General features: G+C 70.3%; 13 protein-coding genes and 2 pseudogenes. 6 read left to right on the top strand and 9 right to left on the bottom strand.

Going from position 1 to position 17,692, the window contains the following annotated elements:
• On the bottom strand, window positions 1-474 hold a 474-nt coding region (locus FF041_RS35200), incomplete at its 3' end, for an ABC transporter ATP-binding protein (RefSeq protein ID WP_153526578.1).
• Window positions 475-931: 457 nt separating this feature from the next.
• Between FF041_RS35200 and FF041_RS35195 the strand changes: the two genes are divergently transcribed.
• Together FF041_RS35195 and FF041_RS35190 are read left to right on the top strand one after the other, a co-directional pair.
• Window positions 932-1,618: a DsbA family protein gene (locus tag FF041_RS35195; protein WP_228388862.1), complete on the top strand. Its 687-nt coding sequence runs from the start codon at window positions 932-934 to the stop codon at window positions 1,616-1,618.
• A gap of 323 nt (window positions 1,619-1,941) precedes the next feature.
• On the top strand, window positions 1,942-4,734 hold the full coding sequence (locus tag FF041_RS35190; protein WP_153526500.1) for an ATP-binding protein: 2,793 nt from the start codon (window positions 1,942-1,944) through the stop codon (window positions 4,732-4,734).
• A 303-nt stretch (window positions 4,735-5,037) separates the two neighbouring features.
• Here FF041_RS35190 and egtD read toward each other — a convergent pair whose 3' ends face one another.
• The 3 genes and pseudogenes from egtD to FF041_RS39800 all read right to left on the bottom strand — a co-directional run.
• On the bottom strand, window positions 5,038-6,024 hold the full coding sequence (gene egtD / locus FF041_RS35185; protein ID WP_153526498.1) for an L-histidine N(alpha)-methyltransferase: 987 nt from the start codon (window positions 6,022-6,024) through the stop codon (window positions 5,038-5,040).
• 31 nt (window positions 6,025-6,055) lie between these two features.
• Window positions 6,056-6,895 carry a class I SAM-dependent methyltransferase gene (locus tag FF041_RS35180; protein ID WP_153526496.1) on the bottom strand — a complete coding sequence of 280 codons (840 nt, stop codon included), beginning with the start codon at window positions 6,893-6,895 and terminating at the stop codon, window positions 6,056-6,058.
• 714 nt (window positions 6,896-7,609) lie between these two features.
• Window positions 7,610-7,795: pseudogene (locus FF041_RS39800) on the bottom strand (carboxymuconolactone decarboxylase family protein); the annotation flags it as partial.
• Here FF041_RS39800 and FF041_RS35170 point away from each other — a divergent pair.
• Window positions 7,786-7,968: a hypothetical protein gene (locus FF041_RS35170; protein ID WP_153526494.1), complete on the top strand. Its 183-nt coding sequence runs from the start codon at window positions 7,786-7,788 to the stop codon at window positions 7,966-7,968. The pseudogene FF041_RS39800 and the gene FF041_RS35170 overlap by 10 nt on opposite strands.
• A 305-nt stretch (window positions 7,969-8,273) precedes the next feature.
• Here FF041_RS35170 and FF041_RS35165 read toward each other — a convergent pair whose 3' ends face one another.
• The 5 genes from FF041_RS35165 to FF041_RS35145 all read right to left on the bottom strand — a co-directional run bounded on the left by FF041_RS35165 (window position 8,274) and on the right by FF041_RS35145 (window position 12,605).
• Entirely contained in the window at window positions 8,274-9,374 is a 1,101-nt protein-coding gene (locus FF041_RS35165) for a hypothetical protein (RefSeq protein WP_323393624.1), read from the bottom strand.
• 219 nt (window positions 9,375-9,593) lie between these two features.
• Entirely contained in the window at window positions 9,594-10,478 is an 885-nt protein-coding gene (locus FF041_RS35160; RefSeq protein WP_153526492.1) for a hypothetical protein, read from the bottom strand.
• A gap of 165 nt (window positions 10,479-10,643) precedes the next feature.
• A complete protein-coding gene (locus tag FF041_RS35155; RefSeq protein ID WP_153526490.1) occupies window positions 10,644-10,796 on the bottom strand; it encodes a hypothetical protein in 153 nt (50 codons plus the stop codon).
• Window positions 10,797-10,827: 31 nt separating this feature from the next.
• Window positions 10,828-11,097 carry a hypothetical protein gene (locus FF041_RS35150; protein WP_153526488.1) on the bottom strand — a complete coding sequence of 90 codons (270 nt, stop codon included), beginning with the start codon at window positions 11,095-11,097 and terminating at the stop codon, window positions 10,828-10,830.
• Window positions 11,098-11,525: 428 nt separating this feature from the next.
• Window positions 11,526-12,605 (bottom strand): terpene synthase family protein, encoded by a 1,080-nt coding sequence (locus FF041_RS35145; RefSeq protein ID WP_194292312.1) that lies wholly within the window; start codon window positions 12,603-12,605, stop codon window positions 11,526-11,528.
• A 346-nt stretch (window positions 12,606-12,951) separates the two neighbouring features.
• Between FF041_RS35145 and FF041_RS38450 the strand changes: the two genes are divergently transcribed.
• The 3 genes and pseudogenes from FF041_RS38450 to FF041_RS35130 all read left to right on the top strand — a co-directional run bounded on the left by FF041_RS38450 (window position 12,952) and on the right by FF041_RS35130 (window position 17,469).
• Entirely contained in the window at window positions 12,952-13,470 is a 519-nt protein-coding gene (locus FF041_RS38450) for a peptidase inhibitor family I36 protein (RefSeq protein WP_194292311.1), read from the top strand.
• Between the two features lie 133 nt (window positions 13,471-13,603).
• On the top strand, window positions 13,604-16,297 hold the full coding sequence (locus FF041_RS35135; protein ID WP_153526481.1) for a tetratricopeptide repeat protein: 2,694 nt from the start codon (window positions 13,604-13,606) through the stop codon (window positions 16,295-16,297).
• A gap of 508 nt (window positions 16,298-16,805) precedes the next feature.
• Window positions 16,806-17,469, top strand: a pseudogene (locus tag FF041_RS35130) (methyltransferase domain-containing protein).
• Window positions 17,470-17,692 lie beyond the last annotated feature (223 nt).

Here is a 17,692-nt window from a genome sequence, read left to right as displayed (position 1 = left end):
CAGCGTCATGGCGATGTCCAGACGGCGCTTCATGCCGCCGGAGTAGGTGGAGGCGGGCCTCTTCGCCGCCTCGGTGAGGTCGAAGCGCTCCAGGAGCTCGGCTGCGGTGCGCCGTCCCTCGTTGCGGGGGAGGTGGTGCAGGTCGGCCATGAGGAGCATGTTCTCCTCGCCTGTGATCAGGCCGTCGACGGCGGAGAACTGGCCGGTGACGCCGATCGCGGCCCGCACGGCCTGGGGGTCGGTGGCCAGGTCGTGGCCGCCGATGCGGATGTCGCCGGTGCCCGGGCCGGCGGAGACGAGGGTGGAGAGGATCTTCACGGCGGTGGTCTTGCCCGCGCCGTTCGGCCCGAGCAGGGAGAAGATCGTCCCTTCGGGGACGGTCAGGTCGACACCGTCGAGAACGACCTTGTCGCCATAGGACTTACGCAGCCCCTTCGCCGCGATGGCGAGTGAGGGTGATGTCGTTGTCGTCATGCCGCCGAGGTTGCGGCAGTGTGCACTCAGCGTGGTTTCACGATGGTGTCAGCGCCCTGTAACTCCGATGTGCCGAACCTGCCGTTCTGTCTACCGTGCCCTGTGAGGTGGGCCCCTCCGGACCGCCGGCCGGTCGGACGGCGGTCCACCCGGAGCGGACGCCTCGCGACGGCGGCGTTCGGACGACGCCGCGCTGTGCTCCATCGACGTCTTCACGACGTTCACCGGCGAACGAGGCTGGACGCCCGAGCGCGTCGAGCGGTGGTGGGGTGAGGCGCTCGCCCGCGAACTGCTGAAACTGAGGGCATGGGCACCGGGGCACCGGGGTATGGGGGGTGCGGTCGCTGTGGTCGGCCGTGATCGGCTTCTCCTGCGAAGCGGTGATGCGCAAGGGATGGTGCCGAACCCTGGTGTGTCAAGCTTGGCCGGCGAGGCCGGAGAGCGGCAAGGGGGCGCAATGAGCGGCGAGTTCGAGTCGGTGGCCACGGGCGGGGTGTTCGGTCCGGCGTTCACGGCAGACGGCGACGGCGTGCTGTGGACCGTCGACTTCTGGTTCGACCCCGTCTGCCCGTACACATGGATCACCTCACGATGGCTGGTGGAGGTCAGCAAGGTACGACCGGTGGCCATCCGCTGGCGGGTGATGAGTCTCTCGGTGCTCAACGAGCACCGGGACGACGAACCCGAGGGCGAATGGGAGGAGTACATGTGGGCGCCGGTGCGGGTGTGCGCCGCGGTGGAACAGCGGTTCGGCCGGCGGGCGCTCGGTGACCTCTTCACCGCGTTGGGCACGCGCTTCCACCTCCAGGGCGACTGGGGAGGTCTCGCGGCGGCCCTCGCCGACGCCGGGTTGCCCCGGGAGATCGCCGAAGTCGCCGGATCCACCGAGTACGACGAGGCGGTCCGCTCCTCACATGCGCAGGCGATCGCCCTGGCCGGCGGCGATGTCGGCACCCCGGTGCTGTCGGTCGCCGGACAGGACGGCGAACGGGTCGGCTTCTTCGGCCCAGTCGTCTCTCCGGCCCCTGTCGGGGAGACGGCCGGACGGCTGTGGGACGGCTTCCTGCTGATGGCCGGTGTTCCGGGCTTCTACGAGTTCAAACGCCCCCGCACCGAGGAACCCCGCTTCGGCCTGCCCGGCTGAAGCCCCTGCCGCCGCCGGCGGTGCACATGGCGCAGGACGGCCGCGGTGAGCGGTCGCGGGCCCGAAGCGGCACCATGAGGGCCGCGGTGGCATGAATACCCGGGTGACGTCAGGGCACATGGGGAAACGGGCCGGGACGGCGGAGGCATGGCATCTCCGGACCGGCCCCGACCAGCACGGGGCCGCGATGTACCGCACCCGCCCGGGCGCGAACTGACCGGAATGGCACGGTGCCTGGCCGACGCCCGGCTTCCCGATGGCCGCTCGCTGTCATTTCATTGCGGAAGCTGAGACTCCGACTAGGAGACGAGCGGTGCCTGCGGATGCCGGCACAGCGCAAGAAAGGGGAGCGGGCACAGGTGCTGATGGAGCGCGACGAGGTGTTGGGCACGGCCGTGGCGGCTGCGGAAGCCGCGCGGGCGGGCAACGGACGCTGGATGCTGCTCTCGGCGGCGGTGGCCGGCATGGGCCGGACCGCCGCGCTCGATGCGATCGTCCGGCGGCAGGCCGCCGACGGCGCCATGCGGATCGGGTGCGCGCGTGGCGTGCCGGAGGAGACGGCGTTCCCGTTCGGGCTCGTCCGGCAGCTCTTCGCGGACGATGTCGACGTTCCCTTCTCGGCTCTCGCCGGGCCGGACGAACAACGGGTGTTCCACCGGCTGGTGACGTGTGTGGCCCGGTCCGCCGCTGAGCGTCCGATGTTGCTTGCGGTGGACGACCTGCACCATGCCGACGAGGCTTCCCAGCGCTGGATCGGCTATCTCGCGCGCCGTATCGCCGAACTTCCTGTCCTGCTGGTGCTCACCGCGTGCGCCGACCCGTCCGGTCCGATACCGCTCCCGCCCGCCACGGGCACGTCCGTCGACCTCCGCTCACTCAGCGCGTCCGCCGTCGTCCGCTTCGCCCGAGCCGCCGGCCTGGGTGAGGATCAGGCTGTGACCTGCGTTGACGCGAGTGCCGGCAATCCGGCCCTGGTGCAGGCGCTCGTCGCCGACCTCGGTGACGGGCCACTTCCCAACTCGTCGTCCGCCCCCGCACAGAGCCTTTATCGCGACACGATCACCGACTGGATCCGGCACCGGGTCGATCCGCACTCACGCCAGGTCTGCCTCGCCCTCGCCGTCGCATCCGAGGACGGGACGCCCGCCGAGCCCGATCTCCTCGAACGGATCCTTGACCTCTGCCCGCACGAGCGCCCCCCGAGCCCGAGTTCGATGCTCCGTCTCGGCAGGCTGCTGAGCCATCCCCTCGCGCGGGAAGCCGTCCTCGCCGCCGCCGAGCCGGGAGAGATCGCCGCACTGCACACACGCATCGCCGAACTGCTCGACGAGAGCGGGGCAGCCGCGACGGCCGTGGCCTCCCGGCTCCTGCACGTCGACCGGCCCGGCGAAGTGTGGATGGCCCGCTCCCTGGATGAGGCCGCGGAAGACGCGGTGCGCGCCGGTCGTGTCGCCGAGGCCGCCGCGTACCTGCGCCACGCGCTGAGCGGTCCGCTCGATCCGGACCGGCGCGCGACCTTCACCATGCGCCTCGGTGCCCTGGAGCTCCCGCACAGTGCGGCTGCCGGTATCCGCAGGCTCCGCACCGGACTGGAACTGCACACCGATGTCCAGGAGCGGGCGACTGCGGCGACCGCCCTGAGCGCGGCCCTCGTCGCGGGCCGAAGTCCCGACACCGCGCTACGGGTCCTGCACCAGGCCAGCCGCATTGCGGATGACGACGAGCTCGTGAAGGTTCTGCAGACCCTCACCGCCCTCGTCTCCTCGCACGACACCGCCGCCTGGCGCGGCGCCATCGCCGGCCTGCGCGCGCTCGCGCCGACGGCACCCGCCGCCATCGAGCCGCTGGTGTGCGGACTGATCACCGAGTACGAAGCCGGAGCCGGGCTCTGCTCGGCGGCCGAGGTACTCGCCCGGGTCCGGCCGCGCCTTGCGGCACCGGTGGACCCGCGTCTGCGGACCGCCTGGCTGGGCAGCGCGGCCACCCTCCTGCAGTGGGCGGACTGCTTGCCCGAGGCCCGCGAGCTGGCCGACATGTGCCTGCCCGCACCGCCCACACCCCCGGACCTGACGGACGTGGGCCTGCAGTGCCTCCTCAGCGTCCGGGCCGAAGCGGCACTCTGGGCGGGTGAATTCCACCGCGTCATCGCCGAGAACGCCGCCCTGGTGGAGGCATCCGCCGGGCAGGGCGTCCGCCTGCCGCATCTGACGGCGATGGTGGCGACCGCCCGTTTCGAGGTCGGCCGGCGTGCCGAGGCGTGGGAGGCGGTGACCGCCGTCGGCCCGTCCGGTGGCGACAGTTCCTGGGAGTGGAACGAGCTCAGCTACACGCGGGCCCTGCTGCACGCGGCGGACGGCAACTGGCAGGCGGCTGTCGACGACTACCTGGCCTGCGGAGCCGGCCAGAGCGCCCATGACTTCGTCAGTCCGATCGCCACGCCGTGGCGTTCCGGAGCGGCGCTCGCTCTGGGGCGGCTCGGGCTGCGGAAGGAGGCCCGCGAGCTTGCCGAGGAGGAGCTGCACCACGCCCGGACCTGGGGAACCGCGCGTACGGTCGGCCGGGCGCTGCGGGCGTACGCCGCAGCCGTGGGCGGCAGGCTGGCCCTGGAGTCGCTGACCGAGGCCGCCGAGCTGCTCAGGCCGAGCCCCGCGGCCGTGGAGTGCGCGGAGACCCTGGTCGATCTCGGCCGGGCCCACATCGGGGCCGGCAACGGCCGCAAGGGACGCGAGGCGCTGCGTGAAGCGGACGCCGTGGCGCTGCGGCTGGCCGCGCCCGCTCCCGGGACCGGGGGCCCGGCACTCTCCGGTCGTCTCCTCGACATGACGGAGAAGGCGCTGCGCGAGGGCCGGGCGCGCAGACGGCCGCAGACCGGGGACGGCGGTGAAGCGCTGACCGCCGCCGAGCGGCGCATTGCCGAACTGGCGGCCGAAGGGCACACCAACGCCCAGATCTCCTCCGTGCTGTGCCTCACCCGCCGCACCGTGGAGTCACACCTCACCAGCGCCTACAAAAAGCTGCAGATCACCCGGCGTACACAACTGGTGGCGATACTGGCACGGGACGCGGAGACGGTGCGCACCACGGCTGTCACCCCGCTCGCAGGGGTACTTGGCTGACTGGGCCGGACAGGGGCCGCGGTGCCACGGTTGCGCCCTTCCCTCTCCCCGCGAACATGGGATGGGAAGGGCCACCCGGTGCCGCGGCTGGATCCCGATCTTGTGAAGGCATTTGCCGATCCGGCTGTCGGTGAGGGGGAGCCCTGGGTGTCCCTCCGGGAACAGCCAGGGGGCATACGTCCGGCAGTACCTCCAGTCCCCCGATGAAAGCAACCGTCCGGCCAACGGTTCAGCCGCCCTCGGCGCAACCCTCTGCGTGGCCGGTGATACGTGGTGCCGGCGAGGGTTGTCCCGGCGTCGGCTTCATCGAAGAGGGGCGAGGCCGTCATCGACCGAGGCGAGTGCCACGGCGTAGCGGTGTGCGTCGTCGGTCCACCAGCGGTCCAGCCGCAGGCCCGCCGCCTCCAGTTCGGAACTGATTCTTTCCTGGGAGAACTTGGCCGATATCCCCACGTGCAGTCGCTCTCCGGCCGTGAAGGACACGACGCGGTCCAGCGCGGCGAGTGTGACGGTGTGGGAGCGCCGGGCCCGTAATGCGTTCTCGATACGTTTCTGCCGCGGGTCCCACGTGACATCGTGGTCGAAGTCGTGAAGGCGGAAGTTCGCACCGAGCTTCCGGTTGAGGACCGTCAGGCCGTTCTTGACGAAGGCATTGGTCACTCCCGCCCGGTCGTCGTAGGCGGCTATCAGGGTCTTCTCGTCCTTGACCAGGTCGATGCCCAGCAGCAGTCCGTCGCCCGGCCGCAGCTGGGCCCTCAGGGTGGCCAGGAGCTGTCGCCCCCCGGCGGGCTGGAAATTGCCGTAGGTGGCGCCGAAGAGGGTGAGCAGGACGGGGGCGTCCGCCTTGTCCAGGCCCAGCGGTGCGGTGAAGTCGGCGACGCGCGGCCGGACGTCCAGCTGCGGATGGCTGGCGCGCAGGGCTTGCTCGGCGCTGCGCAGACCGGCGTCGCTGACGTCGACGGGCACGTACTGCTCCAGGCAGCCCTCCGCATGGAGGGCGTCGAGCAGCAGCCGGGTCTTGCGGCCGGAGCCCGCGCCGAGATCCACCAAGGTGCGGGCGCGCGTCAGGGCCGCGATGTCCGCGCCGCGCCGGGCGATGATCTCCCATTCGGCCTCGTCGAGGTAGTACTCGGGCTGCTGGGAGATGGCCGCGTAGAGCTCACTGCCCCGGGCATCGTAGAGCCACTTGGTGGCGAGGCGCTTGGGTGTGCCGGTCAGTGCGCGCAGGATCTCGTGGTGTTCGGCGACCGCCGTGCCGGGGGCCGCTGTGCTGCCGGTGGGCAGGCTCATGCTCTCTCCAAAACGAGAAGCGGGGGCATGGTCAGGCGGTGTGCGCCCAGATCAGCCAGTGGTATCCGGAGTCGGAGGTGTCCGCTCTGGCGGGCACCGGCGGCATCCACGCCGCGGGCGGATTGTCGGCCTGGGGGCGTGCCAGGTCCTTGACCGTCCAGGTACGGGCCTCCCAGCCCTCCGCCTTGAGCTGTGCCACGGGATCCGTCCAGCCACTGGCCCACAGCACCCCGAGCTCGTCCAGGCTTGCGAGGACCGGCGAGTAATGCGTCGCGGTGAAGACATCGGGGTGGACGTGATCGCACCACAGCCGGCTGTCAGGGGCCGACATGTCCCGTACGGTGCGCAGCAGGGTGTGGCAGGTCTCGGAGTCCAGATAGGGCAGCAGCCCTTCGACGATCCACAGTGTCCGGGCCGTGGGGTCGAATCCGGCGTCTTCGAGCTGTTGCCTCCACTGACCGCTCAGGTCGGCGGCGACCTCGACCCGGCGACAGCCCGGCTGGAGGGAGAGCCCGGCCTGGGCCAGCCGACGCTGCCTGGCTTCCAGGAGAGCGGGGAGGTCGACCTCCATGTAGAGGAGGTCGGTGGGCAGTTCCAGCCTGAAGGCGCGGGATTCGAGGCCCGCGGCCAGCGAGACGACCTGCCGGATGCCGTCCTCGACGGCCATCCGGACTGCCTCGTCCCCCATCCGGGCCCGTATCGCGACGACGGGAGGCGAGTACCCGAGCACGGACACCACGACGTCCTGCCACTGCTGGCGTTCGGTGTCGGTGCACAGCGTGAAGGGATCCTCCAGGATGCGGTCCGCCCGGACGGTCTCCAGTTCCCTGGCAGCCGCGGTCCACCCCGCGGTCGAGTTGATGCTTTGCACAACGCTCCTTAGGACTCAATACGTGTGGGCCGGCCGCCGCCGGGTCACCTGTTCAGGCACGGCCAGGAAGCAGCGCAACGGCTGGTGGTCTGGGCCGGGATGTACTGGCAGCGTGCCGAGTCGGATGTCTTCAGTGGATCGCTCATGGAAGGTGGGACCGGGTGTCGGAACACGTGATGTCGCTCCAGTCGCGAGCCAGACGACGCATCATGGAGAAAGGTCGGGGACGGAACACGACACCGCCCCCACCCTCCCGGATGACTCGGTCCCTGCCGCTGTGAGAGACCCACAGGAGGCCCACTCTCACGACGCCAGGCCGGGCCGACGAAGATCGTCCCGCGACGCAACCCATCCTTGCCGCCTGCCCGGGCGCTTGCCATCGTGGATAACCACAAGATCAAAGCCGGCAAGGACTGCCCCCGGTGTTGCCGACCGGCCCCGGCCGCCCGCCTGCTCCGAGCCGGATCCCGCCATGGCGGCCGTCCTGATCACGTGGTCCCGAGGACGGCTCCCCGGCCCGCCCTACCAGCGTCCGGCCCACCAGAAAGTGGGTAAGAGAAGGGTTGAAAGCCCAGCTCAGCCAGGCCGGCGCGCTGGATCAGCCGGGCCGCCGGGGCGGACGGGAACGATGCCCCGGGCCCCGGTGAGGAGTGCCGGGGCGTGCGATGCTGCAGCCGTGGGGAGGCACCGGCGGCCGGACCCGGGAACTCCGGGTTATGCGAACTGGCCGGGTCGGCAGTCACCGGCGGGCTGCTGGACGATGACGTTCAAGCGGTTGAAGGCGTTGATGAGTGCGATGGCGCACACCAGGGCGGCGAGCTGCTCCTCGTCGAAGTGCTCGGCGGCACGTGCCCAGACCTCGTCCGTGACGCCGCCGGCCGCGTCGGAAGGTGCAGGCCCGGCACCGAAGCCGCCTGCTCATCGAAGCCGAGATCCGCGCCCTGGAAATCTCCCCGGAACGCACAGTCACCGACATCCTGCGCACCGGCCGGACCGCTGACCGGCACGCCGTCGAGATCACCACGGTCATCACCCCGGCCCACTACCTCGTGATCGAGCACACGCTCACCTGATGGCCCCATCCGGCCGGTGGTCCTGCGTCTGGGGAGCGGTCACACCAGGGCCCTTCGTCCTCCGCAGGCCGGCGGCACGTGACCGTCTGGGCTCCGGTGATTTCAACCCTCATGGGTGACAGAACCGAGAGCAGGCCGCAGAACGACGGGGCCTCTGCCCGACGGCACCCGGGGCCCCGCACTGGCCCGCCCCGTCTCCAAGTCGCCCTCGCACCCGGGCCGCGTCCAAGCCGTCCTCGCCTGAGAGAAGCACTGAGCCCGACTGGCGCAGCGGGCAGCATGACGAACGCCGGGAGAGTACACGCTCAGGATCGTGTGGCGGTTCCGCATTCCTCGCCGGCGGACTTCCGCATCCGTTCGTCCATCGGCGTGCTGCGGTCGTACGGGTCGACGCGTCGACCGGCCCCCGCGTCGACCGGCTGCTCGGCGCCGAACTGCGGGGTGAGATAGCCGGTGACGGCGCCGCAGCCGCCGTTGGTCATGTCGACCGAGTACGAGACGAGGGACAGCGTCCCGGGCACGGTGACCACCTTCGCGGGATCGTCCCAGTTCACCACCACCTCGCGCCGCACGACCGTGCGCGCGACCTCGCCGCCGCCCGCCGCCGGAGTGACCGGGTACACATAGGTGACATCGGCGGCCACCTGGAGGGCGCCGCGCTCACCCTCCCGATAGGTGATGCGGCCCCGGGTCCTGACCTCGTCCCCCACGAGGCGCACACGCGCGTCGTCGAACCGGCTGAAGAGCAGCAGCGGGTTGTTCTCCTCGTCCGGCGCGCGGAACGCGGTCGACAGGAAGTCCTTGACGTCCTGCTGACGCGGGTTGATCAGGGCGATCGCCCGTCCGGGGCGCTCACCGCGCAGCACCCCCGGGTCCAGGCTGGACGCGGCGAGAAAGTCCCGGGTCCGGTTGAGGGCCTGCTCCACCTGAGCTGTGCTCATCCACCCGGTGGCCTTGGCCGCGGGCACCGTGATCCCGACCGTGCCGCTCGCCCAGCGCGCCGCAGGCGACCCCCTGAACGGCTCCTCCAGTGACGGCCGCAGGGCTGTCTCCGCGGACGGCGGTCCGCCGGGGCGCTCCGACTCCGCGGCGAGCGGCTCCCCAGCCCCGTCGCCAGCACCGAACCAGCCCGCGACCCGCCCCGGATCCACCGCCACCACGAGCAGGGCGACCGCGGACAGCAGCCCGACCGCGTACCACGCCTTCCTCCGCTTCGGCCGGGCCGGAGAGTACGCGCGCCACGTCTCCGGCTTCCCGGGGTTCTCGCGCAGCCGCCGCGCCACCACCCGGGCCCGCGCCGACGGCTCCTCGGGCGCACCCGGCGCGCCGTCCACCGATTCCCGCAGAAACCGCTCCCACTCCTCGTCGGACACGGACGAACCGCCCTGCCCCCCACCCACACTCACACCCGGCTCCTCACGTCGCCCACAGCTCCGACGCCCCTCTCAAGATCAACCAGCGGATCGTCTCACGGCGGCTCCGGGGCCGGCCTCCGGCCCGTGTGCCCGTTCGCAGACTCTGCCGCAGGCGTCCGTATCCCCGAGGTGGCCAGGGACCGGCTTGCCGCGCAGCCCACCGATGACCGTCCCGACGGCGCGGTCATCGCCACCACCGCCCCGAAGCTGTCAGGCGCAGCCGAGCCTCCGTTTGGGCGCGGGCCACAGCTCGACGCCGTTGGGGGTGCGGATGTACACCCGGGAGGTGTCGGGCGTACGGAAGAGGGCGCGCTCGCCCAGCCGGAAGCCGGTGTCGCGGGCGTCGCGCGGGAGGGTGACATCCCCGTCGTACCGGGTGGTGAACTCCTCGGGGGAGAACACCCCCTCGGGGTCACGGACGTATGTCTGCTCCTCCCGCCCGTCGTTGAGGCTCAGGAAGTGCGCCGACTGCCAGTCGCAGTGCTCGGCCCCGGCGTAGCCGGTCATCCGGGTGATGGGGACCCGGCGACCCTGGGCGTCGGTCCAGATCTCGTAGTCCCTGGAGTCGGTGTAGCTCGCCGGCAGTTCGGCCGGGTCGCAGGAGGCGCTGGTCTCCGGGCCCCAGCCCGGACGGTCCGGCCGGTCCTTGGCGACGACGACCGCGACCTTGGTCTCGCCCTTCACGTCGAAGGAGTACAGCACCCGCTCCCCTTCCGTGCGCTCCACGCGATAGCCGCTCCTCGGGACATCGGGCTGCTCGATGTCGAAGTAGACCTGCAGGCCCTCCTCTGGGGTCGATCCGCCGTCACCCTTGCTCCAGGGGTCGCTGTTCCCGCCGCCGTACACCTCCCCGTCGCACTCCAGCGCCCGCCCGGCGGCGCCGGAGGCGTCCCGGATCTGCCGGGGGTCGTCCTCGTCGTCCCCGCTGACCTCCTCGACCGGCACGTCCAGCGGCCCGTCGTACGGCTTCGCCGGGGGCGTGCCCCCGATCACCGGCCCCCGCGCCGCGTCGTCGTACGCGGTCTCGCCGCATCCCGCGACCGTCGCCGTGACCGCGAGCACTGCCGCCAGCGCGCCGCCCAGACTCTTGCGCATATGTCCGCCCCCTAGGAGTTCGATGTCCGCGGTGGTCGGACGGATCACCCGACCCGCCGGTTCCACCGGCCGCACGGCGGCGGCCGGGCCAGAGGAAGAGGTGGCGGAAGAAGGATGACTGGCCCGACCTTTCTGTCGGCTGCGCCGGCCATCTGGTGGGCCTGCTTACTGCTTGCCGGCCTCTTCGGCCTTGATCACTTCTTCATAGCGCTGACCTGCGGGAAGCTCGGGATTGGCAGCTGCAGCCGGGTAGAGATCGGCGCCCTTCAGAAGCTCTTTGACCTCGGTGGCGGTCCTACCCTTCAGCGTCTGGTACATGTCACCCACGGTCTTGGCAGCCGAGAGGGTGCTACGGGCGCTGCCTTCGACCTCGCCAAGGCCGACACTGCCCCCCGTCGAAGGGGAGTACGCCGCCGTATGCGGCCGGCTCGTACTCGCTCGTGTCCTCGTCCTTGACCAGCACCGCGATGTAGCTGTGCCCGGACTCGATGCGCGAGGCGCCCTTGAGGTTGAACTCCCGCTGTCCGGTGTCCGTGTCCCACCACAGTCCACCCAGGTGGGTCGTGAACGACTTCGGCAGGGCGGGCGCGCCGTCGCGGTTGTAGAGGACTTCGTCCACGACAATGCGGCCGGTGCGGAGACGAAGAGAGGCCGGTGAGTACGCTGTCCCAGCGGCAGGCGCGGGGAGTTTCCCGGTGACGCCGATGACGGTGCGGCGTCCGCTGTGGCGGGTCAGGCATGCTTCAAGGACTACGGCGAGGGCAAGGTCCTCACGAATCCTCGCCCGGGCCGCGGCCGACACCCGGCGCACTCGCCCCGCAGGCCGGCCCCGCCCCGAAGGGCCGTCCGCACCCGGGCCGCGTCCACGTCATCCAGGGGGGCACCGCCCACCCCACCCAGGCGCTGCTCATGGCTGATGCCGAAGCCGCCGACTGGCTCACCACCACGCCGACCGAAGAGAACTGACACCAGCCCAGGGCACACGATAGGCCCCGGGGGACCAGCCATGACATCCTCCGGGGCCCGGCTCTTCGGCATCGGTCCGGTTCAGTCGTGGCCCCGGGTGTCGTGGTAGCGGGCGCTGGTGCGGTGCCATTCCCGGTTCCCGGCGAGCCAGGCTTCCAGCCCGTTCAGGAACAGTCCCAGCTGCGGAGTCGCGCAGCGCATGAGGTCGCGGCACTGGTCGTCGAAGGCGGCCATCAGGTCATTGTGCAGACGCACGCCCTGGGCGTGCGCTTCCTGGTACGAGCAGCCTTCCTCGGCGGCGATCGCCTCGCGGACACCGAACTGGTAGACGCCTGCGTCGCTCTCCTTAAGCGTGGAGTGCAGGTCGTTGACGACGACGGTGATGAGACCCGCCAGTTTCACGGCCCGGCGTACGGGCGGGTGGGAATACAGGTCGTGGGAGAGCTCATAGCCGTCGACGATGTCGATGAGCGTCAGGCACGGGGTGAAACTGTTGGCCTGGCGTGATCCGAGGTACTCCCAGACAGGTGCGATCTCTTTGCGCATGTGCCAGTTGGATTCCTGGGCCATCGCGACGAAGAGGGCCAGGTCCTCATGGCGGACCCGGGCGACCTGCTGCGGTGTGGCGTACCGGGCCGTGTGATCGATGTAGTCGCGCAGGGCCACCAGGACCGGGTCCGCGCGCATCGCGCGGTCGGTGTCGCGGTCGTAGCGGTCGGTCAGGTAGGGGCGGTCGATGGCCGACATGGCCACCGACAGCCGCCGGGCGACCTGGTCGAGGGCGGCACCGGCCCGGACGTCGTCGACGTAGTAGTCGTCCAGGGCGAACAGCGCCGCCATGGATTGCCCGGCCAGGAACAGCCGGTCCCGGTCGTCGGTGTTCGGATGGGTCAGCATCACGTACCGGCCGAAGTCGCACTTCTCCAGATAGTCGAGGTGCCCGCCGTAGAGGCCGATCCCCTCGGCCCAGGACAGCAGCATGGCGTTGATCTGCCTGCCAAGCCCCTCGTCGACCCGGAACGGGGGCGGCCCGTCCAGCCCGTCGTCGTCACGCACCGACGCCGGCCGGGGGCGGAACATCCGCGCGGCGGCGGTCCCCAGCCCGGACGGCCCGGACAGCGCCCTCGCTCCTAACCAGCAGGTCCGCTCAGCACCGCTCATGCCCATTGATTACCCCCACCAGATAGACCTGGGGACGAGAGTGCCAGTCCCCACCGGCCCCTGCCGGGCCCACGCGAGCCCTTCACCCGTTCGGGGTGCCTACAACCCAGATGAGTTACGCAGCGATACACGCCACCTGCCCGCAGGCATAGGGGTTGGCGATCAGGGGCGCGTAACTGTGGCCTCCCGGGGGAGTGGCACCCCGCCATTCGAACCTCATGGCCTTCCTCGCCCAAGCCACCCCTTACTGAGTGTTCGGTCTGGTGGTTTGTGTTCGGCCCCGGGTCAGGTTCCGCGCCGGTTCGGGGTGGCTTCGCCGGTGAGGCGGCGGGCCATCAGGTCGGCCATGCTGTTCTTCGGCAAGAGCGGCGAACTCGCCTCCAGCCGCCATGACCAGCAGGAACTGTCCATCCTTTTGGGTCAGCCTGCTCACCGACGAGGACCGCCGCGCGCTCACCCCGGTGTTCTGGATGCACATCCAGCACGGGCGTTCGTGTCCGGAGGTGGGGCAGTCGTCGCTCTCCTCACCGGTGGCATGGTGGCTGCCCCTACCGCGCCTGCTGTGCCCAGTGAGTGCCCGCGCTCGGTCGCGCATCCGGTGGAGGACCCTGCTCTCTGCCTCTTCGACGAAAATGGGTTCGAAGGAAGGATGCTGAAGTTCCGCGAGTACGGCTGTCAGAACCTGGGCTCGACATGGGGATTCGACGGCAGGGCAGATTCGTACATCGACAACACCTACCACCGTGTTGTGCTCTACTACGGGGCGAACTCCACCGGAACTTCGATCGCTGCTGGCGCACGATCAGTAAGCAGCGATCTCGGTAACGCCAGCAACAAGATCTCATCCATGCGCATTCTTCGCTGATTGTCGGCCGTTGCCTGTTGCCGACAGTGTGGCGCGGGGGGCATGCGGACTGCCTGTCTCGATTCAGTCCTCCGCATGTCGTGGGCGGTTGATTTGTGCCATCATCCGCCCACATTGACTCCGGGGGGACAGGGTGTCGGTTCAGGCGCAGACCCGTCGCAAGCGGCTCCTGCTCGGGAGTGCCACGGCGGTCGCGGCCGTCTGCGGGATGACCGGAGACCTGATCTTCAGTGAGCTGAAGGACGAGTGGGCGCTCGGTGCCTTCGCGGGCGCGGCCGTGGTCATGGCCGGCCTGACCGTATTCCTGTACCGCCACTCGGCGGACGACCTGGCCGTGTCGGTACGGGCCGGGCTGGAAGAGCGCCACCAGCTCCCCCCGGAACAGTTACTGGTGGGGCGGGAGGTGCTCAGCAGCAGCCTCATCGAGCGGCTCCGGGATGTGCCGACCCCGACGAGCGGCACACTGCCCGCGGACCCGTCCGCCGGGCAGTGTGCTGTGACCGTCGTCCACGGCGCGGCCGGCACTGGGAAGACGGCCCTCGCCCTGCACGCGGCGCACCGCGTCAAGGAGCACTACCCCGACGGTCAGCTGTACGTCGACCTGAGAGGCGGCACCGCCACGCCGCGCGACAGCGGGGAGGTCCTGGAGGTGTTCCTCCGGAACCTGGGGACGGCGCAGGAGGACATCCCCCGCAGCGTCGACGACCGCGCCACCCGCTTCCGAAGTCTCACGAACGCCATGCGCCTGCTGATCGTGCTCGACAACGCGCACAGCACGGAGCAGATCCAGCCGCTTCTGCCCGTGGGGGCCGGATGCTCGGTACTCGTGACGAGCAGAAGGAACCTGTCGGCGGGGAACATCACCAGGCGCCACCCGCTGAAGGTGGAACTCCCCGCAGAGGAACAGGCGTTGGAGATCCTCAGCGCCCACGCGGGCCGGGAACGCGTCGCGGCGGAACCCGGCGCGGCCCTGGACATCGTGAAGTTCTGCGACAGGCTTCCGCTGGCGCTGCGCATCGTCGGCGGGAAGATCTGCGCACGGGAGGACCTGACGCTCCGGCGGATGCGAGCGAGGCTCGCGGACGAACACGCACGGCTGCACGAGCTGGTCCACGAGAACGACAGCCTCCAGGCATGTCTCTCCCTCATCTACCGGGACCTGCCGGAGAGCGCACGGCAGGCGTTCGGGCTGATGTCCTCCCTACCCGTGAGTAGGCTGACCGACTGGCATGTCGGGCGGATCCTGCCGACTCCGGCGATGGCGGGAAGAGTGTGCGACGAACTCGTCGGCGTAGGCCTGATGGAGGCCCACCGGAGCGACGACGTGGAGCCCTCCTACAGCCTCCACGACCTGGTGCGCGTCTTCGCCCGGGAGCAGTACGAAGCTCTGCCCCCGGCGGAGCGCCGCAGCGCCGAGCAGCGTCTGGTCGGCGCCTACCGGGAAGCCGTCGTCTACCTGGCGGCGGGCCGGGCCCCGGAACTCGGCACCGAAGCATCCGGCCAGCGGGCGGGAGACCTGGAGCGCAAGACAGCCGGCTCCTGGGTAGCGGAGGAGAGCGAACGCATCCAGTGGGCGATCACCCGCGCCCGCCGCCTGGGCATGGAGCCCGAGGGGGTGGAGATCGCCGAGGGCCTGACGTACTTCCTCGACGACGTGAACCTGTCCCCGGACTCGGCCCGGTATCTCTTCGACGCGAGGGCCGAGCAGCGGGCCCGGGTGGTCCGGAGCCTGCGTCGCGGCCGCGCCGTGGTCGCCCTGGGGAACCAGTTGCCGGACGCTGCCCTGGAGCTGCTCCTGCCGGGCGGATCCCCGGATCCCGCCGTCACGCTGACGGCACGGGACCGAATGGTCATCGCGCGTGCCTACGGGGCCAAGAGCGACTATCCGGCAGCCTTGGACCACATGACCACGGTCGTCGAGGAACTGCGCGCGGAGAACGACCTGTGGCACGTCCAGGCATCTCTGGAGAAGCTGGGCGAGTTCCAGCGGTGGCGCGGGCAACCCGAGAAGGCGGAGGAGAGCCAACGGGAGGCACTGCGGCTGACCGACGGGTTCGGGGACAGACGGGCGCAGGCACGCCTTCGGCGCACCCTGGCCGAGACGCTCGGCTACCTGCGCAAGCTCGAGGAGGCCGCCCTGCTCCTGGAGCAGGCGATCCGTGACTTCGGCGTCCTGAATGACAGGGTGTGGGAAGCACGGAGCCAGTACGCGCTGGGCAAGATCTACCGATTGCTCGCCCGCCGCCAGGACGCTCTGGTGGCCTACGACAAGGCCGAGGACATCCTGGGCCCGATGGGCGAGCGGCAGTGGATCGGCCGCATCGACAACGCGCGGATCCGTGTGTACGCCGGTATGGAACGGTTCGACGACGCCTGGGCCTCGGCACAGGCGGCCCTCGGCCTGTTCCGGCAGCTCGGGGACGACATGTGGTACGCCCACACCCAGCGGGACGTCGGCCTGCTGCACCTGAGGCAGGGCCGACCGGGCGAGGCACTGGCACCCCTCGACGAGGCTATCGAGGTGACCCGGCGGGCCGGCGACGCGTACGCGGAGGCCATGGCCAGGCACCTGCGCGGGGTCGCCCACCGCGAACTGGGCCGGCTGGACGAAGCACGCAGCGACCTGGAGGCAACACTGGCCATTTACCAGGGCGGGGCGTACGACTGGAACCAGGCGGCGGTCCTGCATGATCTGATCCGGGTACTGCGTGCCGACGGCGCGTCCGATGAGGCCGACCACATGGAGTCTTCAGCGATCTCGACCAACCCGGCCTTCGTCCGGATGCCTGGACGGGACGGCGCCCAGGCCATCCCGGACGAGGACTGACAGCCGGCGGCCACGAAGGGGAATCCGGGGCTTCTGCAGACCGCGAGTCTCCGGCACACTCCGGCCGGCCCTTCAGGCTTCAAGATCATTCCGTGGCCTTTCCGGGCCTCCCGATATGCGCTGATCACATCAGCGCACTGATACGCCCGCCCGGCCATACCTTCACCGGACGCCCGGACGCCCTCCGTGACGACAACTCCGTAAACGTCATATACGGCTACCTGTCACCTGGTTCGCTGTTCGTCAACGGCTCACCCAACTGGAGGGCCGCACCGAGGACATCGCCGCCGCCCTCGCGCTGCTGCGGGTCGCCCGCGCTGACCTGGACGGGCTGTAGGCCGCTGCAGTCTCCGGCGAACGCGGCTGCTCCTCGGCGGCTGCGGCGTCCGCCTGACGGCCAAGCTCTACACCGGCCTTCTCCGAACTGGCGATAGCCCGGGCGAATGGGCGGGAGGGAAGACCGTGGTTCTCTCGGCTCGCCCCAGCACCAGGAACTACTGTCGCGAGCATGGTCGAACACGATGCCCTCAGTGCCACCCGCGAGGCTCACCGACGCTGCTGCCCTCACCTATGCGCAGCTGTTCCGCGACACGCTGCGTGACAGTCCCCTGGACCGCGCGATCTTGAGTGCCTTTGCCGAGGTGGTCAGTGCGAGTGGGGACGGTCAGGTCGCGGACCTGGGGTGTGGACCTGGCCATGTCACCGCACATTTGGATGAGCTGGGGCTGGCGGCGTTTGGCGTTGATGCCTCTCCTGCGATGATCAAGTTGGCTCGACAGGCCTATCCGGGCCTGCGGTTCGACGTGGGCTCGATGGCCGCGTTGAACATCGCTGACGGCGTGCTGGGCGGCGTACTCTCACGTTGGTCCGTCATCCACACTCCGCCGCGAGAACTCCCCGTCATCCTCACGGAGTTCCACCGCGTGCTGGCACCTGGCGGCCACCTTCTGATCGGCTTTTCGGCAAGCGATGATCCGTCTCACCCGACGCAGGTCTTCGATCACACAGTCGCGCCGGCCTATCGGCGGTCGCCTGATCACCTCGCCGCGATGCTGCGCAAGTCCGGGTTGGCCGAGGTGGCCCGGATGGTTCGCGAGCCCCGGCCCACCGACCGACGGCAGTTCCAGGAGATTCAACTGCTCGCCCGCAAAGCCCAGACAGAGGCTGCCTGACCGAACGCATGACCGCATCCAACCTGCCGGACGGGGAGCCGTCAGGCTCCGGGCAGCGGCTCCTGATCAGGGCTCACCGTCCGTTCGAGATCCGTTTTGGTCGGGCGAGGGGACTCCGAGGAAAACCTTCGATGACCTGCACTCCTGGCGGGCATCAAGCTGGGCGGGTTTCTCCCCTGCTCCGACAAGGCGTCGTCCCCGCCCGTGCGGGGGTCGTCCGCAC

It is taken from the genome of Streptomyces jumonjinensis (assembly GCF_009600885.1).
Classification (GTDB): Bacteria; Actinomycetota; Actinomycetes; order Streptomycetales; family Streptomycetaceae; genus Streptomyces; species Streptomyces jumonjinensis.
Note: the sequence above shows the minus strand (reverse complement) of the source record. Positions and strands in the feature narration are given on the sequence as shown.

Excerpts from the sequence above, each read along its gene's own strand:
- FF041_RS35195 (WP_228388862.1), top strand. The coding sequence starts at position 932 with ATGAGCGGCGAGTTCGAGTCGGTGGCCACGGGCGGGGTGTTCGGTCCG.
- FF041_RS35145 (WP_194292312.1), bottom strand. The coding sequence starts at position 12,605 with ATGAGCGGTGCTGAGCGGACCTGCTGGTTAGGAGCGAGGGCGCTGTCC.
- FF041_RS35190 (WP_153526500.1), top strand. The coding sequence starts at position 1,942 with ATGCCGGCACAGCGCAAGAAAGGGGAGCGGGCACAGGTGCTGATGGAG.
- FF041_RS35155 (WP_153526490.1), bottom strand. The coding sequence starts at position 10,796 with ATGTACCAGACGCTGAAGGGTAGGACCGCCACCGAGGTCAAAGAGCTT.
- FF041_RS35160 (WP_153526492.1), bottom strand. The coding sequence starts at position 10,478 with ATGCGCAAGAGTCTGGGCGGCGCGCTGGCGGCAGTGCTCGCGGTCACG.
- FF041_RS38450 (WP_194292311.1), top strand. The coding sequence starts at position 12,952 with ATGCTGTTCTTCGGCAAGAGCGGCGAACTCGCCTCCAGCCGCCATGAC.
- egtD (WP_153526498.1), bottom strand. The coding sequence starts at position 6,024 with ATGAGCCTGCCCACCGGCAGCACAGCGGCCCCCGGCACGGCGGTCGCC.